We start from the raw sequence: 24,040 nt of genomic DNA, 5'->3' as shown, positions 1-24,040 counted from the left end.
TATTGTCGCGCTGGGCGCGAATACGGGCAAGCCGATCGTTCCTCCGAAGGCCGCCAAGCCTATTTCTGCACATACGTCCGCCCTTTCCATACCACCCGCCGCCCCAGTGCCCGGCGGTAGGCAGGCAGCGCCAGCAGGGGCGTCAGGGGCGCGAGCAACCCTTCAGCCAGATCGAGCGGGCGGCGGCGGCCCGTGACCAGGTTGACCAGGCTGCGCTCCAACAGCCCGGCCAGCCGCAGCCACCAGGGCATAGGCAGCAGCCAGGGCAGGGTATAGACCGCCAGGTGCCACAGCCCCGAGAGAATCAGCAGCGGGCGCGAGTGCAGGTGAATGGCCAGCGAATTCTTGCCGAAGCCCTCCACCGAGGCCGGGTAACTCCCGTACATGGTGACGCCCACCGCCGACGCGCCCAGGGCCAGGGTCAGCCGCCCGCCCTGCTTCTTGAGCCGCCGGGCCAGCTGGGTGTCTTCCAGAATCTGCGCCCGCACGCCGCTGTAGCCCCCGGCCAGCTCGAAGGCGGGGCGGCGAAAAGCCATCAGCTGGCCGTTGCCGGTGCTGAGGCTGGGTTGCGGCCAGCTGATCATCGGGTACGGCAAGTAACACAGCACCACCGCGTCCACCAGCGGCGTCAGGAAGCGTGCGCCCAGCGTCAGGCGTTCGGGCCTAGGCAGCACGCTCAGCAGATCGGCCTGCTTGTCACCCAATTCGTGCAAAATCGCGCCGAGCGCGCCCGGCTTCCAGGCCACGTCGGCGTCGGTGAAGATCAGGACGTCGCCGCTGGCCGCCTGGCCGAGTTGCTGACAGGCCCAGGGCTTGCCGTACCAGCCGTCTGGCAGCGGCTGGCCCCGGATGACGCTTGCGCCCAGGGCGCGGGCCACTTCGGCGGTGCCGTCACCGCTCTGGTCGTCCAGCACGATCACCTCGTCCGCACCCTGGGCCAGCAGCCCCGGCAGGGTGCGCGGCAGGTTGTGGGCCTCGTCGCGCGCCGGAATCAGCAGCGAGACGCGCGGGCGCAGCGACGCTGCGGGCGTCTCACGCGGACGAAGGCGCGGAAAGGTGAGGGCATTGGTCAGCAGCACCGCGCTTTTGACAATGAAGAACCCAGCGGCAGCGCCGAGATAGAGGGAGAACAGGTGGGAAGGCGGGCGGGGCATGCAAGCGGCAGTCTAGAGCCTGAACCGCGCCGGAAGCCGGGGCAAAAGGTACGGAAGGAAAGGAACCCGGCACTCACAACGTCACGATCAGGCCGCCCGCCGTGAGGCCCGCGCCGGTGCCGACCAGCAGCAGGCTGTCGCCGGGAGTTGCCCGCCCGCTGCTGAGCGCCTGGTGCAGGGTCAGCGGCAGGCTGGCGGCGATCACGTTGCCCAGTGTCGGCAGGGTCACCTCCACCCGGTTTTCGGGCCAGCCGTAGCGCCGCATCAGGGCGAGCCCCGCCGCGCTGGCCTGGTGCGGGATGACCCGGTCAATGCCTGGCAGCCCGGCGCTCAGGCCGGGGCGCAGCCGCTCCAGAAAGCCCGGCACCACCCGGCTGGCGAGTTTCAGGATGCTCAGCCCCTGCATCTCGAACAGGTAATCCTCGCGCCGGATGCCGCCGGGGCTGCGGTCATTGAGCAGGCTGCCCCCGCCCCGGATCTGGGTGTGGGCCGCACCTTCCGGGTAGGTTTCGAAGCGGGCGGCGTGCAGGCCCTGGTCCGCGCGCTCGGCAGGCCCCAGCAGCACCGCCGCCGCTCCGTCACCGATCAGCAGGCTGCTCTCGGCCTCAGCGAAATTCAGTCCGAGACTGCCCGACTCGCTGCTGATGATCAGGACATGCTGTGCCCGCTGCGTGCCGATCAGCAGGGCGGCGTGCTGGAGGGCCAGCAGAAAGCTCAGGCAGGTGCCGTGCAGGCTGTAGGCGGCCAGTCCACTTGCCCCCAGTTCGCGGGCCAGCAGCGCCGCGCCGTCGGGAATCGGTTGCAGCTGGCTACCGGAGGCGTTGAGCAGCACGTCCACGTCGCCGATTTCAAGTTGAGCTGCCGAGAGCGCTTCACGCGCTGCCTGTGCGCCCAGCGCCAGCGCGGTTTCGCCTTCCGAGAGCCAGCGCCGCTCACGCACCCCGCTGCGTGCCTCGGCCACTTCAGCAGGCACGCCGCACAGCGCGGCCACCTCCGCTGTCGTGACCACCCGCTGCGGCAACGCCTGGGCGGTGGAGAGAATTTGGAAGGGCAGCGGGGTGATCATGCGGTCAGTTTGCGCCAAATCGCGGCGGCGCGCACAGCTCAGTGCCAGCTTTGCACCACCCGCCGCCGCTTGGCTCCCGGCCAGTCGGCCAGCAGCGGTCCAAACATCAGCTCTATGTCGCCCACGCCCAGACGCGCGAGGGCCGACCTCATCTCACGCTCCGCTGCTTCCCGCAGGGCGGGCGCGTCCGGGTCGAGCTGAAGGTGGAGTGTCGCCGCACCGACCTGTGCAGCCCGGTACTCGCGCAGGTCGGCGACCCGGTTCAGCGCTCCCCGCACGAAGTCCGGCCAGATGGTGAGGCGGGTGCCGGAGGCCGAGGGCAGATTCAGGGCGTCGTCCTGCCGCCCGGCGATGCGCGCCACCCGCCGGGCGGCCTGTTCGCAGGTGCAGCCGTCCGCCAGCACCAGCAGGTCGTTCAGGCGGTGGCGGATCATCGGCTGGGCGCGGCGGCGCAAATCGGTCAGGACGGGTTGGACATAACCGTTACCCAACGCCTCGAAGTCGAAATGGACATGCGCCTCGTTGAGATGCAAGTGGCCGTGCGGGCAGGGCAGGGCCAGCAGCCCCTCGGTGGCCTGATAAACCTCCACCACCGGGCCGAATCCTGCTTCCAGTGCGGCGCGGTCTGCGTCTTCGAGTACCTCGGCCACGCTGACGACGCGCTCGGGGCGGGCGGTGGCTCCGGCATTGAGCAGCGCGCACAGCACACCCGGTGGGCCGATCAGCAGTGTGGGCCGGATGGCCGTAAGGCGCTCGGCCAGTTCGTCCACGGGCCGCAGCAGATCCAGAAACTCGAAGTGCAGGCGCGAGCTGCCCACACTCCGGTAGAGCTGGCCCTCGGCCCGCAGTACGAAGGCGACCCGCTGCCGCCTGAGCAGCCCCGCAGGCCAGCCCGGCAGCAGATGACGCAGCACCACCCCGGCCCACTGGAGGCGCTCGGTGCGGCTGACCAGAAACGCGCCCTGGTTGCCACTGGTGCCGCTCGACAGGCCCACCGTGATCTCGCCGCCCGGCGTGCGGAGCACCGGCGAAAAGTCGCGGGTCTGCTCGGCGTGGCGGGCCACGGCCAGCACCTCGGCCAGCGTCACCCCGGCGGTGTTGAGCGTGCCAAAATTCGCCATCATCTCGGCCTTGCTGATCGGTGGGAGTTGCCGCCACTGGCCCACGCCCAGTCCGGCCTGACGAAAGCGGCTGGCGGTGTAGGAGCTATGAACCGCTGCCCAGCGCAGATGTTCGGTGGCCAGCCGGGATTGATGCCGTTCCAGCTTGGCGCGGTCACGGAACAGCAGGCCGCCTTCGTTCAGCGCGTGGCCCAGCACCGTCAGGCGGTCAAGCATCTGGTTCCGGCGCGGCGGGTTCCGGCTCCGGTGCATCGTGGCTGACGATCACGCGGGTCCGGGGGTGCGCGGCGAGCCAGTCGCGAAGCTGCTCGCGGCTTCGCTGGCCCTGTTTCACGTCCCAGAACAGCAAATTGGACAGCGGGTGGCCCTGCTCGCCACTCCGCGCCGCCTTCGCGCTCCAGGCGGCGTCGCTGGCGAGCAGGGTCAGGCCGCTGCCGTCCCCGTCCAGCGCAGCATTGTCTTGCGTTCGTACCACCAGGGCAATCATGCCCGGCGCGTGGCCCGGCACTGGCAGGGCGTACATGCTGCCATCGCCGAACACGTCGGCCACGGTCTCAAAAGGGGCGAAGGCGGGTGGGGCAGATTCAAACGTCAGCGCCCGACTTCTGGCCTCGAAATCTGGCGGCAGGAGTTCTGGCAAGAAGGCCCGCCGCACCGCCCGCAGGCCCCGCAAGCCCCGCAACGGTGGATAGGCCCCGGCGTCGAGATATATGTCCGCTGCTGGGAAGTCGCGCAGCGCCCCCACGTGATCGGCGTGCAAGTGCGAGACGATGAGGTGCCGCACGTCGCTGGTGGTGATGCCCAGCCGTGCCAGGCGCGCCAGTGCGGTCTGCGAGGAGTGCAGGCGAACCGGCGTGACGAGGCCGTAGAGCAGGCCCGGCCAGCGCCGCATCAGGGTCTGGACCCGTGGAGAGTAGCCGGTGTCGAACAGCACTGCGCCCTGGGCCGGGTGCAGCAGCAGCGCGAAGCCCGCCGGGTAGGCCCGGATGCGCCATGCCGCGCCGCGTTCGGTCAGCGCCGCGATATTCAGGCACTCGCCCGCCGCCAGGGGAATGACCTGCACGTTCATAGGGCGGCGATCACCTCATTTAAACCGTCCTCGGGATGAATGACCGGCGTGTAGCCCAGCATCTCGCGGGCTCGGGTCAGGTCGAGCGTCATGGGCCGGGTCAGCAGGCGCAGGCCGCTGGCCGTGATGGGCGGTTCGGGTGCGCCGGGACTCAGTCGGTAAAGGCCTTCCAGCAGCGCTGCCGCTCGCTCCGCCACTTTCGCCGGAACGTAGCGCGTCGGGCGCGGCACCCTCAGCGCGCCCGCGAGGCGGTTGAGCGTGGCCCAGATCGGCACGCTCACGCCGTCGGTGATGTTGAAGACCCCGGCGGCGGGCCGCTCCAGGGCCAGTTCGATGGCGTGGACGACGTTTTGGACGTGGGTGAGTTCGGTATGGACTTCCTGGCGGCTGAGTCTGGGGAGCCGCCCGCTGCGGAGTGCCCGCACCAGCCGGGGCATCAGGCTGCTGTCGCCGGGGCCGTAGAGGCCGCGTGGGCGCAGGATGGTGGCGTCGGGCAGGTGAAAACGCACCTCCAGCTCGGCCCGGTATTTGCTGCGGGCGTACAGGCTGTCGAAGCGCGGGCCAAGTGACGCAGTTTCCGGCACCTGACGGGTCAGGCCGGTGGCGTTGTAGACGCTGGGCGTGCTGATATGAACGAGGCGCAGCCCCCGCTGAGCGCAGGCGCAGGCGAGCCGGGCGCTCACCGCCACGTTGTCGGCCTCGAAGTCGGCCCAGCGGCCCCACAACGACGAGCGGGCGGCGCAGTGCAGGACGGCGTCCAGGCGGCTGAGAAGCGGGCTGGGAGGCTTGTGCAGGTCGAAGGCCACGAAGCGCACGCCTGCCGCCTCCAGAGCGGCCCCCCGCTCCAGGTCGCGGCCCGTACCGATCACGTCATGGCCCGAGCGGGCCAGGGCACGCGCCGCCGCGCCGCCCAGAAAGCCGGTTGCGCCCGTGACCAGAATTCGCATGACCGCAGAATACGGGGTCGCCAGGTGCACTGTTAATGAGTGTGTTACATACGATATGCACAACACTCCTGGTACTCACTTCACTTATGCTGACCGGGCCACGACTGAACCCGACGCGCCGCCCGCCGTCTGCCATGCCGCCCCTGCTGCTTACCGCATAGATGGAGCCGGGCTGATTGTGACCGTCGCGGTCCTCAGCAGGGCGCTGATCTGGACCGTGCGGCGCAGAGGAAATCAAAGCAGATCGACCCTCACCCGCTGCCCTGATGGTGCTGGGACTGGGCCAGGCCTGCGCGGTGGCCCTGGTCCTCCGTGACGGCGCGCTGATGATAGGCCTCGATCTGCTCGGTCTGCTGGTGCGCTTAGCCTGGGCACGGCTTTTTTGCGGTGGCTGGGCCTCAGCCGCTCAGGTACGGGCGGGGTCATCCTTGCACTGGCGCTCGGTGTCGGGCGGGCGTTTCATGGGTTTCCCACCGTGCTGTTCCGCTTTCTCTGGGTGCGGTTGCGCGGCGGCACACGGCAGCGGCGGTACGGCGGGCGAGTCCTGATCGGTGTGTTGCTGACTGCTCCAGTGCTGCTGGTCTTCGGGACGTTGCTCGGCTTGGCGGACGGGTGGTTCGGCCAGATGCCCTCGCGCCTGCTGACGTGGAATCTGGGCGATTTGCCCACTGCTTTCCTTCAGCTCGGCGTTGTCTCCACCACCCCGGGTCAGGACCTCAAGCCCTCACGGGGCCAGGCCGAACAGCGCAGGCGACGGCGCTGGGGGACTGGCGAGAACAGAAGACCGACAAGGGACCAGACGCGGAACACGTTCTGGTCCCTGCGGTGGTCCGGCGTTACTTCCTGTACACCTGATAAGTCCCGTTCTGGTAACGGATACTGCCGCCCTCGAAGTCGCCCGCCCAGCCGCCGTTCATCAGGTATTGGTCGCGGATGGGAAAGCCCAGGAAGCTTCCGGAGCCGCCCAGCCCCTGATATTTTTTGAGCAGGTCGCCGACCAGCCAGTAGGTCCCGTACCTCTCCGAGAAGTAAAGCGCCCCGTTCTGGAAGAAGCCGTAGAGGCCGGTGGAGCCGTAACGGTTGCGCGGAATGATCTTCTCGTCGCCTGCTGCCCAGCCCAGCCGGGCGGGGGGTTTCGTGCCGCCGCTCTCAGCTTGGCTCAGTGTCAGATAGCGCTCCAGAATGCGGCCGTGAACGGCGTAGGCCCGGTTGCTGCCATCGGCGTGCAAAATCACTGCGCGGCCATAAGCGGCGGCCCCCGTAAACTTTTGCCGCACGCCCGTGCCCCAGCGCGCCACGTAGCTCTCGGCGCTGCCGAGGGCCTGTGCCCCCGTCGTCCGGTCAAATGCCTCGCGTACGGTGCTGTCAAAGCTGCCGTCCCCGCGCTCGCCGGGCTGAATGGTGACGACGGGGATGGGTGGTGGCGCGGGCTGCACGGGAGTTGGCTGGGCTGGCGCGGGCTGGACAGGTGCGGGCGGCGGCACCACCACGATGATCGGGCCAGTGACCTGCGGGTTGCCCTGCCCACGCACGCCGACGCCGTAGTACGTCACCGCCGTGACCCAGTCCTGGGCGTCGAGGTTGCTCACGGCCCCCGACAGTACCTGGCCGAGCTGGGCCTCGCCCTGCACCGTGACGGAGCCGAAGCCCTGCGATCCGGCGAAGCTGGCGATGTCTGATAAGTCGAGCGCCGTCCGGCTGGCCAGCGCCAGAATCCGGTCCTGACCGCGCGGGCCGCCCACCGTCAGGGTGTACTGCGCGCCCTGGCCGGGAAAGACCATACGACGCCCCGCCGCCACGAAGTTGCCCTGGGGGCCGTCATAGCCGTTGGGCACGAACAGGCTGATCTCGCCCGCGCTGTTAATGTCAAACAGATACACGTAAGCGTCCTGGGTGACCTGCACGCCCACCCGGATTGCCTCGCCGATGCGGTAGCTGGCGGTGCCCTGGCCCTGGGCGTCCTTGCCCACCCACACCTGTACGCCGAGCGAGGGCTGGGCCGGGTTGACGATGATGCTCTGCGGGCTGAGGGTGGCCCCGCTGGCGTGGGCGGGGGCGGCGAGCAGGGCGGCGGACAGGGTCAGCAGCAGGATTTTTGTCGTGGGCATATGGGGCCTCCAGAGGCAGGATTCAGATGCTGCCCACTGTTGGCCTGCCGCCTGACTCAAAACTGAAGGGTAGGGTGACGTGAAGGCCGCGTCAGCTTCAGCCCGCGCCGGAGTCCATGGATGTAGAGGGCGGTCCAGTGGCAACATGGCCCCCAGGACAGGGCTCCTGTCATAGACAAGCTGTTCGGTTTCTGATGCTGGGCTGAGGCTTCCTCATGTTTGACACATCGTCAGATGGAAGGCAGCCGTTAGGCTGAGGATTATGAATCGTCTGTCTCAGGGAGCAGCAGTTGCCTTGTTCTTCGGGCTGGTGGGCAGCGGCCTCGCCCAGGCTGCCACGGTCCAACTGTCCAACTTGCCGCTCAGCGTGGAAACCAGCGATACCCTGCTGACGCTGACCCCCGTCGCCATCCAGAAAATCTATCCGGCCCAGAGCCGTCCCGAAGCGGTCTTTCTGACCAACGACAAGAAGGTGACGATGGGCTTCGAGTGGCGTCAGGCCGCGCTCAAGCCGGGTGAGGTCAGCGGGCTGGTCAGTCAGTTCCCCGCCGTCATCAAGGCGCAGGTGGCAGGCCTCAAAACGCTCACGCCCAAGCTGCTCACCATTCAGGGCACCCCCTGGGCGCAGTTCATCTATACGCTGGCCGGAAAGAACGGCGACCTGCGGCGCGAGATGCTGGTGACCAGTGCCCAGGGCCGGATGCTGATTCTGAACGTGGACTCGTCCGTCAAGGATTACAGCACCAACGACATCGCCGTCCGGACATTCGTCAACGGCATCAAGGTCTCGCAGTAAGGTTCAAAGACCGGGCTGTGACAGGGGCTGCCGCGAGGTGGCTCTTTTTTGTTGCCGCCTGCACTCCATTCTGCCCCCAGCGAAACACTGGCCCCAAACATCAGCCGCTAGAATGCCCGACATGCAGATTCGTCTCGACCCCTGGCCCGTGGATACCCTCGATGGGCAACTGACCCTCAAGCCCTTCGCCGGACTGGTGTTCGACGCCGAGACGCCGCGCTGGGCCGCCGTTGCCAGAAAGCCGGTGCCGGAGCGCCTGAAGAGGGTCTTGACCATTGACGGCAAGCCGCGCATGGAAGCCCGCTTGCTGCTCGACGACGACGGCGCACTCAGCGTGGCGGGTTTCGGGGCCTACGTGGTGGGCGCGGTGGATCTGTGCCCGCACGGCTCCCGGCAGGCCGAACTGCTGGGTGTGCGGGCGCGGCGCATCCTGGCCTACAGTGACGAGGCGCTCAGCCGGGTGCCGGTGGCCCGCTTCTCGCCGCGCAACCCCCACACCGGGGCGCTGGAGTACCAGCCGCACTCGTTTGCGGGCGCGCAACTCGAAGGCCCCAAGAGCGCTGTGCAGCGCCTGATGCTCGCCAGTGAGCAGGCCCTGGCCGCCGAACTCGCCTCACCGCTGCCGCTGGACGACACCGATGCCAACGCCCTGGCCGAGACGCTGGTGCTGCAAGACGGCCCGGTCAGAATCGGCACGGCGGGCAGCGCGGTGGTGGGCTGCGTCAAGACCCTGCACACCGATTACCTGGGCGCGGACCGGATCGGACTGCTCAGCCAGCTCAAACCCGGCGAGCGCACCCCGATTCTGCGTTTTGCGGTGGGCGACAACGGACTCACCCCCGCCCGCACCCGCGAGCAGCGCTTTACCTGGTACGTGCGGCTGTGCGAGGCCCCGTTTTATCAGCACCCGCTTGCCGGGGTCATGCGCCTGGAGATGCACGCTCCCGAGGACACCGACTTCGTGCCGCGCGCGGTGCTGGACATCGCCAACCTGTCGGGGGCACTGCTGTGCCGACTCGCCAGTCAGCCGCACAAGGACGCCCGCGCTCCGCAGAACCTGATTCCCACGGCGGCGCTGGAGCAGGCCATGGGCCGCGCGATGGGCAGCCTGGACCTGGTGACCCGGCGCATCAGAAGCCATCTGGCACGGGAACTGGGGGTCGTCGCGTGACCCAGAACCTCTCGCTTGAGCTGCTGCCGGAGCGCATCGGCATGGTGCTGGGCACCGAGGACGCCACGCCGACCATTTTCTGGTTCTCGGTGTTGCCCGGCGCGAGTGTGCAACTCGACGACCTGGTGGTGGTGCAGACCTTGAAGCCCAACGGCCAGCCGGTTCATTTCTACGGCGCGGTGGATAACGTGCGAAAGCGCCACGAGGGCGTCACCTTCGAGTCGGACGTGGAGGACATCGTGGCCGGGGTGCTGCCCGCCTCGGTGAGCTACGCCGCCAGGGTGCTGGTGACCCGCGTGGACCCGGAAGACTTCATTCCGCCGCAGCCGGGCGACGTGGTGCGGCACGCGCGCGGCGACGCGCTGAAGATGGCCCTCAGCGCCGACAAGATGGAGGAGGCCGCCTTCCCGGCGGGCCTGATCGCTGATGGGCAGGTGCTGCCACTCAATTTCCGCTTCGTCAACGGCGAGTCCGGTGGGCACATCAACATCTCCGGCATTTCCGGCGTCGCCACCAAGACCAGTTACGCCCTGTTTTTGCTGCACTCCATCTTCCGCAGCGGCGTGATGGACAAGGTCGCCCAGAAAAGCGGCGGGCGGCAGGCGGGCACGGCGGGCGGTAAGGCCATCATCTTCAACGTCAAGGGCGAGGACCTGCTGTTTCTGGACCAGCCCAACAGCAAGGTGGCCGACAAGGAAGCCCAGGCCCGCGTCACCAAGGGGCTGAGCGCGGACCGCTACGCACTGCTGGGGCTCCCGATGTCTCCCTTCCGCGATGTGCAGTTCCTGGCCCCGCCGCGTGCAGGTGCAGTGGGCGCGGCCATCGTGCCGCACGTGGACCAGCGCGCTTCGGGCGTCACGCCATTCGTGTTCACCCTGCGCGAGTTCTGCCTGCGCCGGATGCTGCCGTATGTCTTCTCCGACGCCGGAAGCAGTCTCAACCTGGGGTTCGTCATCGGCAACATCGAGGAAAAACTGGCCCGGCTGGGGGCGGACGGTACGGGCGCGGCCCTGCTGGTGGCCGACTGGGACCCCTTGCAGTCCGAGGATGTGCCCGACGACATCCAGTTCGATGCGCTGGGCAAGGTCAGCCTGCAAACCTTCCCGCAACTGATCTCTTACCTCGAATACAAATTGCTGGAGCAAAACGACGGCGAGGGCGATCCCAAGTGGGTGCTCAAGCAGTCGCCCGGCACCCTGCGGGCCTTCGTGCGGCGGCTGCGCGGCGTGCAAAAGCACCTGACACCCCTGGTGCGCGGCGACCTGACCCCGCAGCAGGCCGAGCGGTACCGCCCTAACCTGATCAGCGGCGGCTTTCAGATGAGTGTGGTCGACATCCACAATCTCTCCGGCCCGGCGCAGATGTTCGTGGTGGGCGTGCTGCTGCGCGATTTGTTCGAGTACAAGGAGAAAAACGGGCGGCAGGACACGGTGTTCGTGGTGCTGGACGAACTCAACAAGTACGCTCCGCGCGACGATTCCAGCCCGATCAAAGATGTGCTGCTCGACATTGCCGAGCGGGGCCGCAGCCTGGGTATCATCTTGATCGGCGCGCAGCAAACCGCCAGCGAGGTGGAGCGCCGGATCGTCTCGAATGCGGCCATCCGGGTGGTGGGCAGGCTCGATCTGGCCGAGGCCGAGCGCCCCGAGTACCGCTTTTTGCCGCAGAGCTTTCGCGCCCGAGCGGGCATCTTGCAGCCCGGCACCATGCTGGTCTCTCAGCCCGACATTCCCAATCCGGTGCTGGTCAATTACCCGTTTCCGGCGTGGGCCACGCGCGGCGACGAGGTGGGGGAGAGCGGCAGGCCGGTGGTGGAAGAGGGCGAGGAGTGGCTGACCTGATGGGACGGCTTCTCTCCAGTCTTTGACAGGCGTTTGACGCGCCCGCCACTAGGCTCGGAAGTCAGGAGGGGAGACATGCTGAAGGCGCACTCTTCGGACGTGGTGGCTGCCGTCATCTTTATCCGGGCGGAATACTCCGGCGGCGTGGTGCTCGACAGCCAGGGCCTCAGACACGCGCCCATCGGCCCGGACGACTGGCGGATGATCGAGGCGAACCTGCTGCTGTTCGAGGCCGCCCAGCTCATCAAGGACCCGCTGGCCGCCCAGTACATGCGTCAGGCTGCCCAGGACCGGCTGCGTGAGCAGGCCGCCAAACTGCTGGAACCGGAATAGACCCGTATCCTGCCGTCCAGGATCCCCGCCACCGACCCACTGGCACGACAGATGAAATTGACCGTCTGATCCTGATTCCGCTTAATTCTAGTACACCCCACAAACAGCGTGGGATGTCCTTCCACAACGCAGAATCAGTATCTTCTCCTACTCCCGCTGGTCGGATTAAATCGCGTTCAGCACACATACTCTGTACACGATCTAATCGGAGTCCGTCTGATATTCGGGCCGCCAGAGTTGACAGGACTTTAACGCCCCGGCGTGTTGACTGGCTTCACAGCGGCGAGGCGTTGAGCTGACCGACTGTGGAGGTCACCCTATGAAACGTCCTGTTCGCATCCTGACTGCCCTGATGATCGCTTTTGCCAGCAGTGCCAGCGCGGCTTCCCTCTACTGGACCTCGACCCCGACCAACGCCGGGCGCACCAGCACCTGTCTGAGTTTCGCCCAGAGCAGTTTTCGGTATCTGGGCTATCAGGGCATCCGGGTGACGCCGGGAATAGAAGTGTCGGGCAGCAAATCGGGCGTGTATGTGGCGGTGACCTGCATCGGCACCCAGCCGCGCGCAACGGCGATGGTAATGGCAGTGGGCGACGACGGCAATCTGGTCAACAAGCTGCAAGGCGAGATGGCGCTGCGGGTCTCCAAGGTGATCTGCTTCGATACCTGCGACTGAAGATCACTGCATCAGCCACATGGGAGAAATCACATATGAAACGCACTTCCCCCTTATCACTTCGCCTGCTGCTCCCCGGTATGTTGGTCCTGTTGCTTGGTGCGGGCGGGCCAGTCTTCGCCTCGGACGACAGCTTCGGATCGTGGAAGAGCGCTGCTGAGGACTGGATTGCCAAGACCCGCGACATCTACACCCTCAACGAACGTGCCCTGCAAATGATCTGGGAGGCCTACTGCGGCCAGCTCGATACCAGTTACGGCGAAGAAACCGACGACGCCAAGAAGTTTGCCACCGAGATCGGCTATAGCTGGCAGCAGCAGGAACTGGAGCAGATGAACAAGCTGCGGCCCGTGCTGGCTGAGCTCAAAAAACGGGCCGATGACCTGCGGAGCGCTGATCCGTCCAGCGAGGGTGATGTGAAGACCCTTCTGGAGAACCTGGGGAGTGAGGAGAAGAAGTTGAATGCCCTGGACGACGGTCTGGTGCTGAAAGGCAGCGGTCATCCCTTCGTGCAGTTCGCGCTGGAGTACGGCAAGAAGGCCCACGCCGATCTGTGCAGCAGTGCTTCGGCGGTGGTCAAGGTCTGCGACAGAACCTTTGACGGCTTGTCCGGCCAGCGCCCCGATCTGGTGCTGGTGAACGGCGACGGGCTGTGGGTCTACGAGTTCAAGCCCGACAACCGTGACCAGATCAGCAAAGGTGAAAAACAGCTTGACGCCTACGCTCCGGCTATCGCCGCCTATTACCAGAAATTCTTTCTCAAGGGCCGCCACGGCGGATTTGACGGTGAACCCGACTCGGATCACGGCGGCGCAGCGATGCTCAAGGCCATCGACGACGAGAGTGATGCCTGGCACGGCGACACGCAACTCGAGGTGCGCCGCGCCGTCGTGACCTACCAGGTCTGCGAAAAGCCGTTTTGAAGACACACTGTGAATCCACACTTCTGATTACACGTTCTGGCGGCGCTCTTCCCTTTAGACTGAGTCCGCCATGCCCACCCTGCCCGAACTGCGCGACAAACTCCGGCGTCCTCTGGAACTGGAACGCCTTCGCGGCTTTGAGAACAGAGCGGTATCGGGCGGCCTGGGAAAATTGCTGGAAGGCCCGCTGGCTGGCCCGTTTCCGCAGGTGCGTGAGGTGCTGCGCGGCTACGATGACCTGAGCATTCCCGAGCGTGAGCAGGCGTTGGAGGAAGCCTTGGGAATGCTGCAAGACAGTCCACCAAGAGCGGTGAGTGTTCCCAGAGTGGCCCGCCAGGACGTCCCGACGCTGGCCCCGTCCGGCGAAACGCTGCTGCCCGGCACCGCCCTGGCCCGGCTCGACTGGGGACACGGCGGCCTGAAGAAGCTGACCGGTCTGGGCCTCCAGACCCTGCGCGACCTGCTGCACAACTACCCGCGCCGTCACGAGGACCGCCGCGCCCTGCCCTCGATTGCCGAGATCGAGGACGGCGCGCGGGCCACCGTCTCGGGCGTGATCGTCTCCAAGACCCGCCGTAGCCCCCGCCCCGGCATGCAGATTCTGGACGCGGTGCTGCAAACCGCAAGCGGCGAGCGGGTCAAGGCGACCTGGTTCAACCAGCCCTGGGTCGAGAAGAACCTGCGTGAGGGTGCAAAACTGATCCTGACCGGGCGGGTCAAGCGCTTCGGCAGGTCGGCCCAGCTCGGCGTGGAGCATATGGAGTTGCTGGACGGTGGCGGCGCAGGCAGCAGTCTGAGCACCGGGCGAATCGTGGGCGTCTACGACAGCAAGGAGGGTGTCAGTCAGGATTTTCTGAGGAAGGCGGCCCAGACGGCCCTCTCGCGCTTTGACATGGGCGATTACCTGCCCGCCCACTGGCGCAAGCAGTGCGACCTGACTGACCTCGCCGACGCACTCCAGGGCATCCACTTCCCACACGACGAGGCGCACCTGGCCCGTGCCGATCACCGCCTCCGATTCGACGAGTACCTGTTTCTGGAACTGCGGATGCTGCTTCAGGGCGAGGACGCCGTGCTGCTGGGCAAGCGCTTTACTGCCACTGACCGCGACATGCAGGACTTCGAGGCTGGGTTGCCGTTCCGCTTCACGGGCGCGCAACGGCGGGTGCTGCACGAGATCGCCGACGACATGCGCTCCGAGCGCCAGATGGCCCGCCTGGTGCAGGGCGACGTGGGCAGCGGCAAGACGGCGGTGGCCGCCTGCGCCCTCTACCTGGCGGTGCGCGACGGCTATCAGGGCGCGTTGATGGCCCCCACCGAGATCCTGGCGCGCCAGCACTATGTCAACATGCAGAACTACCTCGCGCCGCTGGGCGTGCGGGTGGGCCTGCTGATCGGCGCGCTGACACCCAAACAGAAGGCCGAGATGCAGGCGACCATTGCAGCGGGCCTCATCGACGTGGTGGTGGGCACCCAGGCGCTGATTCAGGAAAACGTGAGCTGGGCCAATCTGGGCCTGGCCGTCGTGGATGAGGAGCACCGCTTCGGCGTGGCGCAGCGCCGCAAGCTGCTGGCGGGCCGCCCCGACGTGCTGGTGATGTCGGCCACCCCGATTCCTCGCAGTCTGGCGCTGACCGCCTACGGCGACTTGGAGCTCAGCATCATCGACGAGCTGCCGCCGGGCCGCACCCCGGTCGACACCAAACTGCTGCAAGACACCCACCGCACCCAGGCCTACGGCTTCGTCATGACCCAGATCCGCGAGGGGCGGCAGGCGTTCGTGGTCACGGCGCTGATCGAGGAGAGCGAAACCCTGGAACTGCTGGCCGCCACCCAGCTCGCCGACGACCTCCGGGTCATCTTGCCGGAAGCCCGCATCGACCTCTTGCACGGCAAGATGGCGGCCGCCGAAAAGGACGCCATCATGGAGCGCTTCCGGGCGGGTGAGTTCGACATTCTGGTCTCCACCACCGTTATCGAGGTCGGGGTGGATGTCCCCAACGCCTCGGTGATGGTCATCGAGAACGCCGAGAGATTCGGTCTCTCGCAGCTTCACCAGCTCCGGGGCCGGGTCGGGCGCGGCAGTGCCAAGAGCTACTGCGTGCTGGTGGCGGGCGAGCACTCGCAGAAAACCCGCAAGCGCCTGAAAATCATCGAGGGCAGCACGGACGGCTTCGTCATCGCCGAGGCCGATCTCAAGCTGCGCGGCCCCGGCGAGTTGCGCGGCACCCGCCAGAGCGGCATTCCTGACCTCAAGCTGGGCGATCTGGTGAGTGACGTGGCGATCATCGAGGCCGCGCGTGACCTGGCCAAGCACATCCTGGCGCACGACCCCGTCCTCAAGCACCCGCGCCTGTCAGGGCTGCGTGAGGAGTTGCAGGCCCGCAGCAACCAGGTGGCCTACCGCGAGGTGATCTGAGCGCAAATCAGTGCCGGGATTGGTGTGTGCCGGACGTTAAGGCGTGTTCATCAGGCTGTGACAAGCATGTGACGTTTTGTTGGTACGATGTTCTCAACAGCGCACAATTGAAAGGCGGGCCGAGTGAAGTCCGCCGCGCAGCAGGAACCCTTCTTAAGCCCAGAGCCGGAAGCGGTTCCTTCTTTTTGGTCTCGTTCCCATTTGATCTGGAAACCCTGCTCTCGCAGATTGTTGGTGGGCTGATCGTTTGTAGACGGCATCTCCGGGGTTCAAAATCGCCCCGCGAGCAAAGGCTCCACTTCACCCACCTGACTCACCTGTCTCATCTGGCTGCGCTCTCCTGAGTCAATGACCGTTTCTCTGAACCATCTGAGGCTGGGCCGTCTGGGGCTGCTGGGTGTCCTGAGTCTCACGCTGGGAGCCTGCGCCTATGTGCGCGGCCCCAATACCGCCGCGCCGGATCTGGGCCTGACGCTGCCCGCCGGATTTCATGCTGAGGTCTATGCCTCCGGCTTCAAAAAACCGCGCCTGATGGCGACTGCGCCCAACGGCGACGTGTTCGTCAGCGATCTGGAGGCCGGGCAGGTGGACGTCCTGCTCGACCGCAACGGGGACGGCAAGCTCGACTCCAAACAGGTGTTTGCCAGCGGCCTGAACGAGCCACATGGCCTGGCCTTCCACAAGGGCTACCTCTACGTGGCCGATACCGACGCAGTGGTGAGATTTCCCTACGCAGTGGGCGACACGGCGGCCAGCGCCGCGCCCGAGAAACTCGTTGATCTGCCCGCCAAAGGCAAGCACTACTCGCGCACGGTGGTCTTCGGGCCGGACGACCGGATGTACGTGGCGGCGGGCAGCGACTGCAATGCCTGCGAGGAGACCGACCCCAAGCGGGCCGCCGTGTGGGTCTACGACGAGAACGGCAAGGACGGCCGCCCCTACGCCACTGGTCTCAGGAACGCGGTGGGACTGGCCTGGAACGCGGGCACCTTCTACGCCAGTGCCAACGGCCGTGATCTGCTCGGCAACGACACGCCGCCCGAATCGTTTTTCAAGTTGCAAGACGGTGCCAACTACGGCTGGCCCTACTGCTACCCGCTGGCCGCCAACACCAAACAGACCTGGGACAAGGAGTTCGGCAAGAAGGATCAGGCCTACTGCGACGCTGCACAGCCTTCATTCGCCACCACCACCGCCCACGCCGCGCCGCTGGGCATCACCTTTTACACACCCGCCCAGAATGCGGCCAGGGCCTTCCCGGCCCAGTACGACGGGTTGATGTTCGCGGCGCTGCACGGCTCCTGGAACCGGCTGCCGCAGTCGGGCTACAAGGTCATCACCGTCAACCCGCAGACTGGCGAGACCCAGGACTTCCTGACCGGCTTTCACAGTGGCCTGAGCACCTCCGGGCGTCCGGTCGACGTGCATCTGGCCCCCGATGGCTCGCTGCTGCTGACCGACGACGGCAACGGTCTGATCTACCGCGTCAGCTCCGGCTCCTGAATGGGTTGAATACGAAAGGTCAAAGGGTTTGAGGGAACTGCGGTTCCCCGGACCTTTCGACGTTTAGAGCCTGTTCGGAAAGTCTATTCAGGTGATGAGCGGGGCCAGTTTTCGCCAGATGATGAGGCAGGCAGCCAACTCGACAAATCCCAGATACAGCGCTTGACGCTTTTCCCAGCGGGTCTGGAGCCGTCTGAACCGATTGAACCAAGCGTGCCCAACTTCCACCACCCAACGTCTTGGCGGATGGCGATCTGGGTCTGTTGGCGCAGGAAGCGGTGTTTCCTTTGACGCTTTTTTCGGAATATGCACGACGAAGCCCGCATCGCAGGCTAAGGTGCGACACGTCGGCGTGTCGTATCCACGGTCAAGAAGGAGATGGCGTTGTTCCTCAATCTGCGGTTGAGGAACAACGGTGACAACGGCCTCCAGCACGTCTTTGAGTTTCTGACTGTCATGGCGGTTGGCCCCACACAGCACGACCGCTAACGGAATACCTTTGGCATCCGTCAGGAGAGTGCGTTTACAACCAGCTTTGCCTCGGTCAGTTGGATTGCTCCCCGTGGCTTCCTCGGCACCGGAGGCCCCCTTTTTCCCAACGGCGCTTTGACAATGCTCCCGTCTGCGGCTTGCCACTCCCAATCGATGCCGAGTTCCTCGCCATATTCCTCGAGGATCACCGCCCACGCCCGTCTGAGACAGCCATGTTCCACCCAAGCGCTGAAGCGCTCGTGAGCCGTAGAGACCGGAGAGTAGCGCCGTGGGAGTTGACTCCATTGACTGCCGGTGCGGGCGAGCCAAATTAAACCATTGAAAATGGAACGGGCGTCCCGTGAGGGACGCCCAGACTTCTTGCGCGGTTTGTCAATGATCAGGAGCGGTTCAAGACGTGTCCAGAGGGCATCTGGCACTTCCCAGATGGTTTCTTGCTCATCAATCTGCGCTTGGTGAGGCTGTGTCGTCGTCATGCTCTTAGTCTACATACTTTCCGAATAGACTCTTAGTCTGCTGGCCTGTGGTGGGGCACCCTCTACGCACCAGAAGCGTTCACGCGGGCAGTGACCAGCGCATGGTGAACAGGTTGGCCAGCTTCGGCGCACTGACCGGGTTCAGCGCGCCGCGCATCAGCGCTTCTCTGGCGGGAATGAGCAGCGGGGTCAGCGGACGGCCCAGCCACATGTTGATCTCGGCCTGCTGCGCCGCCCGGCGGGCTGCCCGCAGCCGAGCGGCACTGAACTGCTCGAATGGGCGCGGATCGAAGGCTGGTTGCTGTACCGCCTGCTCCAGGAGAGGTGTGAGCGCGGCGGCGTCCAGCCAGCCGAGGTTCATCCCCTGCCCGCCGATGGGGCTGACCTCATGGGCGGCGTCCCCAATCAGTACGGCGCGGGCCCGCACCATCGTCTGTGCAACGTGCCGCCGGGTTTCGAAGGCGCTGAGCATCGAGCACTCCTGAGCGGGCACATGCAGGCCGGTGCGTTCGGCCAGCAGGGCGCTCAGGTCAGCGGCACTGGCGTCGGGGCGCAGTTCGCTGGTATAGGCCACCCAGCGCCGCCGCTGGCCCGGCAGCGGAAACGACTCGACGATGCCTCCCGGTCCCAGGTGCAGCAGGGCCTGCGACCCGTAAGCGGTGGTGTCGGGAAAGTCGCCCATCAGGTAGGTGTCGGGGTAGGTGTGGCCCTGGAAGGCAATGTTCAGCAGCGAGCGAATCAGGCTTCTGCGCCCGTCGGCCCCCACCACCAAGCGGGCCTGAAAAGTTGTCTCGGCTCCGTCTTCCAGCGCGGTGACGGCGACACTTTCCTTCTTCTGGGTCAGCGACTGCACCGAGACGCCGCGCCGGAGCGAGTGAGGGGCCAGTTCATTCAGCCGGGCTTCCAGCAGCTTCTCGGTGTCGTGCTGCGGCAGCACCAGCACGAAAGGGTAGCGCGCCGAGACGCCCGCGAAGCTCAGCTCCCCGACGACGCCGCCCGGCCCCCGCAGCACGCCGCTGCGAACCAGGACGCCCGCCTGCACTGCCGAGTGCGCCGCGCCGATGCGCTCGAACAGCTCCAGTGCGGGCGGGTGCAGGCCCACTGCCCGCGAGTGGAGACTGGGGGCGGCCCGGCGCTCCAGAATTTGAATACTGAGGCCGCGCTGGGCCAGCAGGCAGCCCAGAAACAGCCCCACCGGGCCGCCGCCCACGATCAGGATGTCAAGCATCCGGGCGCTTTCCTGGGGCGCGGTAGATCAGCAGATTGCGAAACGGTATCAGCGATCTCACCCGCCAGCCCGGCGGCGCGAGCGCGGCCAGCTCGGGTTTGCTGAAGCTGCGGCGAATCGAGAGCAGCCCGTCGTCATGGATAAACGACTCCCGGAACAGCGGCCAGGTGCCCAGCCCGAACAGGGCATAGGCCAGGGCGCTGCGCCCGATGTCGTTGTGGATGACTGTGCCGACACAGAGGTGCTGGCAGTCGTCCAGCAGTGCTTGCAGCTCGGCGGCGCTGAGGTGGTGCAGTAGATGGTTGGACGTGATGAAGTCGAAGGGCTGGCTTCCCTCGCGCACCAGGTCACCGCTCATGGCCTGCCGGAAGTGGAGATGACCCTCTGCGCCACTGGGGAGGGGACGCACTGAGGCGTAGCGAATCGCCCGAGCGTCGGCGTCGATGGCCGTGATGTCCAGGCGCAGTCTGTCGCGGGCCGCCCACTGGGCCAGCCGGATCGGCACGTCGCCGCCGCCGCAGCCGATGTCGAGCAGACGGCTGGGCCGAGTGGCCGACAGGTGCGGGCGAATCCGCCGCAGGTACACGCTGCGCCAGCCCGACAGCACGTCGTTGACCAGACCGAAGTGGTGGTAGGTGCGCTCCAGTTGCCGAGGGTCGCAGGCCAGGTCGTCCATCTTTTCCTGCGCGCCGAGCAGGCGCTGACCAAAGCCCAGCATCAACGCAGTCCGGCAGCCAGTTGCAGCTCGCCTGGTTTTTTCGCCTGGCTTCCCTTCTCAGCGGCCACCGGGCAACGGGTCATCAGCCCGGTCTCGACGGTCAGGCCGGGGCCGAAGGCCATCGCGCAGACGCGCTCGCCGTCAGCGGCACTTTCCAGCAGGTCTTTGAGGATAAACAGCACGGTGGCGCTGCTCATGTTGCCGTACAGCCGCAGCACTTCCCGCGAGGGTGCGAGCTGCTCGTCGGTCAGGTCGAGGCTGGTCTGCACCTTGTCGAGAATGCTGCGGCCTCCGGGGTGAATGGCCCAGCGCTCGATGGAGCGGTGCGGCGTTCCTGACAGCTCCGGCTCGCTCTCCAGCAGCGGCGTCAGCGCGCCCACGATATGCGCCTCGATAATGTTGGGCACGTAGGTACTCAGCACCATCTCGAAGCCCTCGTCACCGATCTTCCAGGCCATGTCGGCCTCACCCACGCCCACCGGGGTCAGGGTGGTCTCGAAAGCGTCCAGCCGCAGGGTGTGGGCGCTGCCGAGCGAGGGCCGGGCGCTGACGATGGCCGCCCCTGCTCCGTCGGCAAACAAGCTGGAAGCGATCAGGGTGTCGGGGTCGTTGTTGACCCGCATATGAATCGAGCACAGCTCGGCGGCGATGACCAGCACCACTGCGTCCGGGTCGGCCTCACAAAACGCCTTCGCCATCTTCAGGGCCGGAAACGCCGCGTAGCAGCCCATGAAGCCCACGTGGAAGCGCTGCGTCTGCGGTGACAGGTTCAGGCCGCGCACCACGTCGTAGTCTGGCCCGGGCGCGTAGAAGCCGGTACATGACACGGTGATCACGTGGGTCACGTCGCCGGGTGTCAGGTCGGGGCAGCCCGCCAGCGCCCGTCGCCCGGCCTCGATAAAGAGCTTGGGCGCGGCCTCGGCGTAGAAGTTGTTGCGGACTCCGGTGCTGGAAAACAGCAACTGGCGGGACACCGGATCGTAGAAGGTGCCCACCCCGTCCTCGGGAGTCCGGCGCAGCTCGCCGATGCTGCTGTGGCGCTGATCAATCGCCGAGGCGTTGTAGATCATGCTGACCAGGCGCTGCGAGAGGCGGTTGAGTTGCGGCTGCGCCTTGACCATGTCTCGCAACTCGCTCTGGAGGTAGACGTTCTCAGGAACGGCAGTGGCAATCGAGTGTGCGTAAACCGGCATAGCGCAGGATAAACACCCGCCCTGACTTCAACTATCAACTTTGGTGCAATTTCTTTGGGTCGTTCTTTATCTGGCAGACGTCATTCAAGGGATGGGCCGCCGCGCTGCCGCCGAGGCCGTACCATGAGTGACATGACTTCTCCTCAAACTCTTTCCCCCGAGACTTCCTCTGAACAGAGCCGTGAGTACAGCCGCCCCATTCCCCGGCAGAGCCAGATGCAGGGCAAGACGGTGCTGGTGACCGGCGCGACGGGCGGCATCGGCAAGGCCACCGCCGCCGATCTGGTTCAGCAGGGAGCCGAGGTGTGGATCGTGGGGCGCAACCCCGAAAAAACTGCCGCCGTGGAGCGCGAGATCGGCGCGGCGGGTCATCTGCTGGCCGACCTCAGCATGCGCGGCGAGGCCGACAGGGTGGCCCGCGAGTTCGCCGAGCGGGTCGGGAAGCTCGACGTGCTGGTCAACAACGCCGGGGCCATCTACAACAAGCGCCAGGAAAGCCGGGAGGGCATCGAGCTGACCTGGGCGCTCAACCACCTGGCCTACTTCATCGTGACCCGTGGGTTGCTGCCGCTGCTGCGCGAAAGTCGGGGGCGGATCGTCAGTGTGTCGAGCGCCGCCCACGCCTTCGGCAAGATGCGCTGGCAGGACCCCGAGTTCAAGACTGGTTACAGTGCCTGGGCCGCCTACGGACAGAGCAAGCTCGCCAATATCCTGTTTACCCGCGAACTGGCCTACCGCGAGCGCGAGAGCAGCGTCACTGCCAACGCCCTGCACCCCGGCATGGTGGCCTCGGGTTTTAACCAGAACAACAGCGGCCTGGTGTCGCGCCTCTCCAGCCTGGCCGCGCCGCTGAGCCTCACCGACGAGCAGGGCGCGCAGACCAGTATCTACCTGGCGTCCAGCCCGGAGGTCGAGGGGCAGTCGGGCCTGTACTTCGCCAGGGAGCGGGTCATTCAGCCTGCTGCCCAGGCCCTCGACGACGCGGCGGGCAAACGGCTGTGGGCGCTGTCGGAGAGCTACCTGTAAGGAGAAACAGAAAGAGCGGGGCCGGGCGCATCTGTAGCGTTCCCGGCCCCGCTCCTTTGGTCTGTCTTACTGCGAGTTGTCGATTACCACCGTGAAGGTTCTGGTGACGGTCTTCCCGGCGGGCACGTCCACCCGCAGCTCGGCCACGTTCTGGTTGGCCTGCACCTTGCCGTCAATGCTGACCTTGCGCCCGCCGACCTGCTCGCTGACCTCGGCGCGTACCTGGCGGTCCTTGCTACTGGTGAAGGTATAGGTGACCTTGTAGGTGCCGCCGTTCTTGCCAGTGCTCAGCGTCTGCACCGAGCGGGTGTAGCGGATGTCGGGGTCGCGGCCCAGGCTGAACTCGATTGCCTCGCCTTTGGCAGTCTCGTCGATGGTCGTCTGCCCGGCGATGCGTCCGTCCTCGCGCACCGTGAGCTGACCACCCGGCAGGTTCTGGTCGGCCTTGAGGCGGTAGGAACGGTTCAGGGTGCCTTCACTCTTCTGGGTGTTGAAGTAGGTGCTGAGGCTGGCGTAGCGCTCGAAGCTGCTGAGTTTGGGCGTCAGGAACGGCAGCGTGTAGGTGCTGTTGGCAGGCAAAGTGAAGGCCGAGTCGAGGCCGTAGCGGTAGAGGCCGTTGACGGTGCCGAGCGTACCGACCTTGGGGGCCGACATGGGCGCGGGGGCCGCCATCGCGTCTGCCGCGCGGCTCATCTCATACATCACCGGGCGGTTGTTCTGAATGTCCACCTGTCCGGCAAACAGCTCGGTGGCCGTCACGTTGTAAACCTGATCGGACGTGTTGCGGATCTCGGCCAGTGCCGAGAGCGAGGCCGAGCTGCCCGAGGTTTGCAGGGTGTAGCGCGGCGTCCAGCCCAGGGCGTTGGTCAGGTAGCTGAGCATGCCTTTGCCGGGTTTGGTCAGACTGTAGATCAGGCTCTGGCCGGGTTGCTGGGCATTCAGGGGCGGCAGCATCGGGAAGCTGAGCTGGCTGTAGCTGACGTTGCGGTACTGTCCGAGGGCGTCCTTGATCAGCAGATCGGCGGCGCGGATCAGCGTCACGGTCTGGACCTTGTCGCCCTCGCGCAGCGTCACGGGTTTGCCTTCCAGGCTGGTCAGCCAGCTCACGCCGCGCGTCTGCACCGCCTGGGTGTAGCTCAGGCCCTCCAGATCGATGGTGCCGGGAATCAGGTTCTGCCAGGCGCTGTCAGGCAGATCGACCTGGTAGGTGTTGCCGCTGGCGGTGATGGGCGTGCGGACCTCGCCGAAATTCTGGTAGATGCGCAGGTCGGTGGCGTGGGCGCTGGCGGCCAGGGCCAGGGCGGTGACGAGACCCAGGGTTCTGGCGGCGCTCTGCAGGGGAGTAGAAGGCATAACCGTACTCTGCGGCACGTTTGCTGACCTGGCATGAGAGAAGCTGACGCGGCGCTCAGGCAGGCATTCAGGCCAAGGCCCAGGCCAGGTCCGCCTGAAAATCGCAGCTGCCCGCGCCGTCGATGACGTAGCCGCGCGGACTGTGCCGCAGCAGCGCGCCGTGCGGCAGGGTCAACTGAAACATTGCTGGCACTTTGCCGTTTCGGTAGAGCACCGCTTCGCGGGCCGAGAGCGCGCCGCAGCTCACAAGGTGACCCAGTACCCGCGAGAACGAAGCCGGGCTGATGACGTGGTGGTTCATGGTTTATGTCTCCTTCATGGAGAGTATGAACCAGCCCGCCATACAACTCTCTTGCAAGTCTAAGCACGTCTTGAAGCGGCTCAGCTGATCAGGTGCCCGGTCAGCCCCGGCGACAGGGGGTAGACG

The 24,040-nt window shown here is 66.1% G+C and carries 21 protein-coding genes and 2 pseudogenes; 10 read left to right on the top strand and 13 right to left on the bottom strand.

Features of this window, described 5'->3' with window-relative positions:
• Nucleotides 1–59: 59 nt before the first annotated feature.
• From N0D28_RS12145 to N0D28_RS12125, 5 genes are all read right to left on the bottom strand, one after another.
• Nucleotides 60–1,154, bottom strand: coding sequence for a glycosyltransferase family 2 protein (locus tag N0D28_RS12145; RefSeq protein ID WP_260559773.1), 1,095 nt, complete (start codon nucleotides 1,152–1,154; stop codon nucleotides 60–62).
• 73 nt (nucleotides 1,155–1,227) lie between these two features.
• On the bottom strand, nucleotides 1,228–2,220 hold the full coding sequence (locus N0D28_RS12140; protein ID WP_260559772.1) for a 3-oxoacyl-ACP synthase III family protein: 993 nt from the start codon (nucleotides 2,218–2,220) through the stop codon (nucleotides 1,228–1,230).
• Between the two features lie 38 nt (nucleotides 2,221–2,258).
• Nucleotides 2,259–3,557 carry a F390 synthetase-related protein gene (locus N0D28_RS12135; protein ID WP_260559771.1) on the bottom strand — a complete coding sequence of 433 codons (1,299 nt, stop codon included), beginning with the start codon at nucleotides 3,555–3,557 and terminating at the stop codon, nucleotides 2,259–2,261.
• Nucleotides 3,550–4,410 (bottom strand): MBL fold metallo-hydrolase, encoded by an 861-nt coding sequence (locus N0D28_RS12130; RefSeq protein ID WP_260559770.1) that lies wholly within the window; start codon nucleotides 4,408–4,410, stop codon nucleotides 3,550–3,552. The genes N0D28_RS12135 and N0D28_RS12130 overlap by 8 nt, the downstream gene beginning before the upstream one ends.
• Nucleotides 4,407–5,357: an NAD-dependent epimerase/dehydratase family protein gene (locus N0D28_RS12125; RefSeq protein WP_260559769.1), complete on the bottom strand. Its 951-nt coding sequence runs from the start codon at nucleotides 5,355–5,357 to the stop codon at nucleotides 4,407–4,409. Before N0D28_RS12125 ends, N0D28_RS12130 begins: the two co-directional genes overlap by 4 nt.
• Before the next feature lie 367 nt (nucleotides 5,358–5,724).
• Here N0D28_RS12125 and N0D28_RS15710 point away from each other — a divergent pair.
• Nucleotides 5,725–6,024 (top strand): annotated as a pseudogene (locus tag N0D28_RS15710) (DUF4153 domain-containing protein); the annotation flags it as partial.
• Between the two features lie 169 nt (nucleotides 6,025–6,193).
• Here the strand turns inward: N0D28_RS15710 and N0D28_RS12120 are convergent.
• A complete protein-coding gene (locus N0D28_RS12120; RefSeq protein ID WP_260559768.1) occupies nucleotides 6,194–7,465 on the bottom strand; it encodes a DUF4384 domain-containing protein in 1,272 nt (423 codons plus the stop codon).
• Nucleotides 7,466–7,727: 262 nt separating this feature from the next.
• Between N0D28_RS12120 and N0D28_RS12115 the strand changes: the two genes are divergently transcribed.
• The 8 genes from N0D28_RS12115 (at nucleotide 7,728) to N0D28_RS12080 (ending at nucleotide 17,127) form a co-directional block, all read left to right on the top strand.
• Nucleotides 7,728–8,261 carry a hypothetical protein gene (locus N0D28_RS12115; RefSeq protein WP_260559767.1) on the top strand — a complete coding sequence of 178 codons (534 nt, stop codon included), beginning with the start codon at nucleotides 7,728–7,730 and terminating at the stop codon, nucleotides 8,259–8,261.
• Nucleotides 8,262–8,382: 121 nt separating this feature from the next.
• Nucleotides 8,383–9,432 (top strand): DNA double-strand break repair nuclease NurA, encoded by a 1,050-nt coding sequence (locus N0D28_RS12110; RefSeq protein WP_260559766.1) that lies wholly within the window; start codon nucleotides 8,383–8,385, stop codon nucleotides 9,430–9,432.
• Nucleotides 9,433–9,473: 41 nt separating this feature from the next.
• Entirely contained in the window at nucleotides 9,474–11,273 is a 1,800-nt protein-coding gene (locus N0D28_RS12105; protein WP_260561893.1) for an ATP-binding protein, read from the top strand.
• A 75-nt stretch (nucleotides 11,274–11,348) separates the two neighbouring features.
• Nucleotides 11,349–11,606: a hypothetical protein gene (locus N0D28_RS12100; RefSeq protein ID WP_260559765.1), complete on the top strand. Its 258-nt coding sequence runs from the start codon at nucleotides 11,349–11,351 to the stop codon at nucleotides 11,604–11,606.
• A gap of 319 nt (nucleotides 11,607–11,925) precedes the next feature.
• Nucleotides 11,926–12,282, top strand: coding sequence for a hypothetical protein (locus tag N0D28_RS12095; RefSeq protein WP_260559764.1), 357 nt, complete (start codon nucleotides 11,926–11,928; stop codon nucleotides 12,280–12,282).
• 35 nt (nucleotides 12,283–12,317) lie between these two features.
• The gene (locus tag N0D28_RS12090; protein WP_260559763.1) at nucleotides 12,318–13,205 is read left to right on the top strand and encodes a hypothetical protein; all 888 of its coding nucleotides are present in this window, start codon (nucleotides 12,318–12,320) and stop codon (nucleotides 13,203–13,205) included.
• Nucleotides 13,206–13,275: 70 nt separating this feature from the next.
• Nucleotides 13,276–15,624 carry an ATP-dependent DNA helicase RecG gene (gene recG, locus N0D28_RS12085; protein WP_260559762.1) on the top strand — a complete coding sequence of 783 codons (2,349 nt, stop codon included), beginning with the start codon at nucleotides 13,276–13,278 and terminating at the stop codon, nucleotides 15,622–15,624.
• A 348-nt stretch (nucleotides 15,625–15,972) separates the two neighbouring features.
• Entirely contained in the window at nucleotides 15,973–17,127 is a 1,155-nt protein-coding gene (locus N0D28_RS12080) for a PQQ-dependent sugar dehydrogenase (protein ID WP_260559761.1), read from the top strand.
• An 87-nt stretch (nucleotides 17,128–17,214) separates the two neighbouring features.
• Here N0D28_RS12080 and N0D28_RS12075 read toward each other — a convergent pair whose 3' ends face one another.
• From N0D28_RS12075 to N0D28_RS12055, 5 genes and pseudogenes are all read right to left on the bottom strand, one after another.
• Nucleotides 17,215–17,904 (bottom strand): IS5 family transposase, encoded by a 690-nt coding sequence (locus N0D28_RS12075; RefSeq protein ID WP_260559760.1) that lies wholly within the window; start codon nucleotides 17,902–17,904, stop codon nucleotides 17,215–17,217.
• Nucleotides 17,874–18,095, bottom strand: a pseudogene (locus N0D28_RS12070) (transposase); the annotation flags it as partial. The gene N0D28_RS12075 and the pseudogene N0D28_RS12070, both read right to left, overlap by 31 nt.
• 79 nt (nucleotides 18,096–18,174) lie before the next feature.
• A complete protein-coding gene (locus N0D28_RS12065) occupies nucleotides 18,175–19,323 on the bottom strand; it encodes an FAD-dependent oxidoreductase (RefSeq protein ID WP_260559759.1) in 1,149 nt (382 codons plus the stop codon).
• Nucleotides 19,316–20,041 carry a class I SAM-dependent methyltransferase gene (locus tag N0D28_RS12060; RefSeq protein ID WP_260559758.1) on the bottom strand — a complete coding sequence of 242 codons (726 nt, stop codon included), beginning with the start codon at nucleotides 20,039–20,041 and terminating at the stop codon, nucleotides 19,316–19,318. Before N0D28_RS12060 ends, N0D28_RS12065 begins: the two co-directional genes overlap by 8 nt.
• Complete coding sequence (locus N0D28_RS12055) at nucleotides 20,041–21,234, bottom strand: type III polyketide synthase (protein WP_260559757.1); 1,194 nt, start codon at nucleotides 21,232–21,234, stop codon at nucleotides 20,041–20,043. The genes N0D28_RS12060 and N0D28_RS12055 overlap by 1 nt, the downstream gene beginning before the upstream one ends.
• Nucleotides 21,235–21,366: 132 nt before the next feature.
• Between N0D28_RS12055 and N0D28_RS12050 the strand changes: the two genes are divergently transcribed.
• Nucleotides 21,367–22,260, top strand: coding sequence for an SDR family oxidoreductase (locus tag N0D28_RS12050; RefSeq protein ID WP_260559756.1), 894 nt, complete (start codon nucleotides 21,367–21,369; stop codon nucleotides 22,258–22,260).
• A 66-nt stretch (nucleotides 22,261–22,326) separates the two neighbouring features.
• On the opposite strand, the gene N0D28_RS12045 is transcribed toward N0D28_RS12050, so the two are convergent.
• Nucleotides 22,327–23,613: a hypothetical protein gene (locus N0D28_RS12045; RefSeq protein WP_260559755.1), complete on the bottom strand. Its 1,287-nt coding sequence runs from the start codon at nucleotides 23,611–23,613 to the stop codon at nucleotides 22,327–22,329.
• 67 nt (nucleotides 23,614–23,680) lie between these two features.
• On the bottom strand, nucleotides 23,681–23,914 hold the full coding sequence (locus N0D28_RS12040; protein ID WP_260559754.1) for a hypothetical protein: 234 nt from the start codon (nucleotides 23,912–23,914) through the stop codon (nucleotides 23,681–23,683).
• Nucleotides 23,915–24,040 lie beyond the last annotated feature (126 nt).

This window comes from Deinococcus rubellus (assembly GCF_025244745.1).
Taxonomy (GTDB): Bacteria; Deinococcota; Deinococci; order Deinococcales; family Deinococcaceae; genus Deinococcus; species Deinococcus rubellus.
Note: the sequence above shows the minus strand (reverse complement) of the source record. Positions and strands in the feature narration are given on the sequence as shown.

What these genes read in the sequence shown, in the direction of transcription:
- recG (WP_260559762.1), top strand. Translation starts at nt 13,276, where the DNA reads ATGCCCACCCTGCCCGAACTGCGCGACAAACTCCGGCGTCCTCTGGAA.
- N0D28_RS12055 (WP_260559757.1), bottom strand. Translation starts at nt 21,234, where the DNA reads ATGCCGGTTTACGCACACTCGATTGCCACTGCCGTTCCTGAGAACGTC.
- N0D28_RS12105 (WP_260561893.1), top strand. Translation starts at nt 9,474, where the DNA reads ATGGTGCTGGGCACCGAGGACGCCACGCCGACCATTTTCTGGTTCTCG.
- N0D28_RS12140 (WP_260559772.1), bottom strand. Translation starts at nt 2,220, where the DNA reads ATGATCACCCCGCTGCCCTTCCAAATTCTCTCCACCGCCCAGGCGTTG.
- N0D28_RS12135 (WP_260559771.1), bottom strand. Translation starts at nt 3,557, where the DNA reads ATGCTTGACCGCCTGACGGTGCTGGGCCACGCGCTGAACGAAGGCGGC.
- N0D28_RS12130 (WP_260559770.1), bottom strand. Translation starts at nt 4,410, where the DNA reads ATGAACGTGCAGGTCATTCCCCTGGCGGCGGGCGAGTGCCTGAATATC.
- N0D28_RS12120 (WP_260559768.1), bottom strand. Translation starts at nt 7,465, where the DNA reads ATGCCCACGACAAAAATCCTGCTGCTGACCCTGTCCGCCGCCCTGCTC.
- N0D28_RS12075 (WP_260559760.1), bottom strand. Translation starts at nt 17,904, where the DNA reads ATGGAGTCAACTCCCACGGCGCTACTCTCCGGTCTCTACGGCTCACGA.
- N0D28_RS12110 (WP_260559766.1), top strand. Translation starts at nt 8,383, where the DNA reads ATGCAGATTCGTCTCGACCCCTGGCCCGTGGATACCCTCGATGGGCAA.
- N0D28_RS12125 (WP_260559769.1), bottom strand. Translation starts at nt 5,357, where the DNA reads ATGCGAATTCTGGTCACGGGCGCAACCGGCTTTCTGGGCGGCGCGGCG.
- N0D28_RS12115 (WP_260559767.1), top strand. Translation starts at nt 7,728, where the DNA reads ATGAATCGTCTGTCTCAGGGAGCAGCAGTTGCCTTGTTCTTCGGGCTG.
- N0D28_RS12050 (WP_260559756.1), top strand. Translation starts at nt 21,367, where the DNA reads ATGACTTCTCCTCAAACTCTTTCCCCCGAGACTTCCTCTGAACAGAGC.
- N0D28_RS12145 (WP_260559773.1), bottom strand. Translation starts at nt 1,154, where the DNA reads ATGCCCCGCCCGCCTTCCCACCTGTTCTCCCTCTATCTCGGCGCTGCC.
- N0D28_RS12040 (WP_260559754.1), bottom strand. Translation starts at nt 23,914, where the DNA reads ATGAACCACCACGTCATCAGCCCGGCTTCGTTCTCGCGGGTACTGGGT.
- N0D28_RS12065 (WP_260559759.1), bottom strand. Translation starts at nt 19,323, where the DNA reads ATGCTTGACATCCTGATCGTGGGCGGCGGCCCGGTGGGGCTGTTTCTG.
- N0D28_RS12100 (WP_260559765.1), top strand. Translation starts at nt 11,349, where the DNA reads ATGCTGAAGGCGCACTCTTCGGACGTGGTGGCTGCCGTCATCTTTATC.
- N0D28_RS12095 (WP_260559764.1), top strand. Translation starts at nt 11,926, where the DNA reads ATGAAACGTCCTGTTCGCATCCTGACTGCCCTGATGATCGCTTTTGCC.
- N0D28_RS12080 (WP_260559761.1), top strand. Translation starts at nt 15,973, where the DNA reads ATGACCGTTTCTCTGAACCATCTGAGGCTGGGCCGTCTGGGGCTGCTG.
- N0D28_RS12090 (WP_260559763.1), top strand. Translation starts at nt 12,318, where the DNA reads ATGAAACGCACTTCCCCCTTATCACTTCGCCTGCTGCTCCCCGGTATG.
- N0D28_RS12060 (WP_260559758.1), bottom strand. Translation starts at nt 20,041, where the DNA reads ATGCTGGGCTTTGGTCAGCGCCTGCTCGGCGCGCAGGAAAAGATGGAC.
- N0D28_RS12045 (WP_260559755.1), bottom strand. Translation starts at nt 23,613, where the DNA reads ATGCCTTCTACTCCCCTGCAGAGCGCCGCCAGAACCCTGGGTCTCGTC.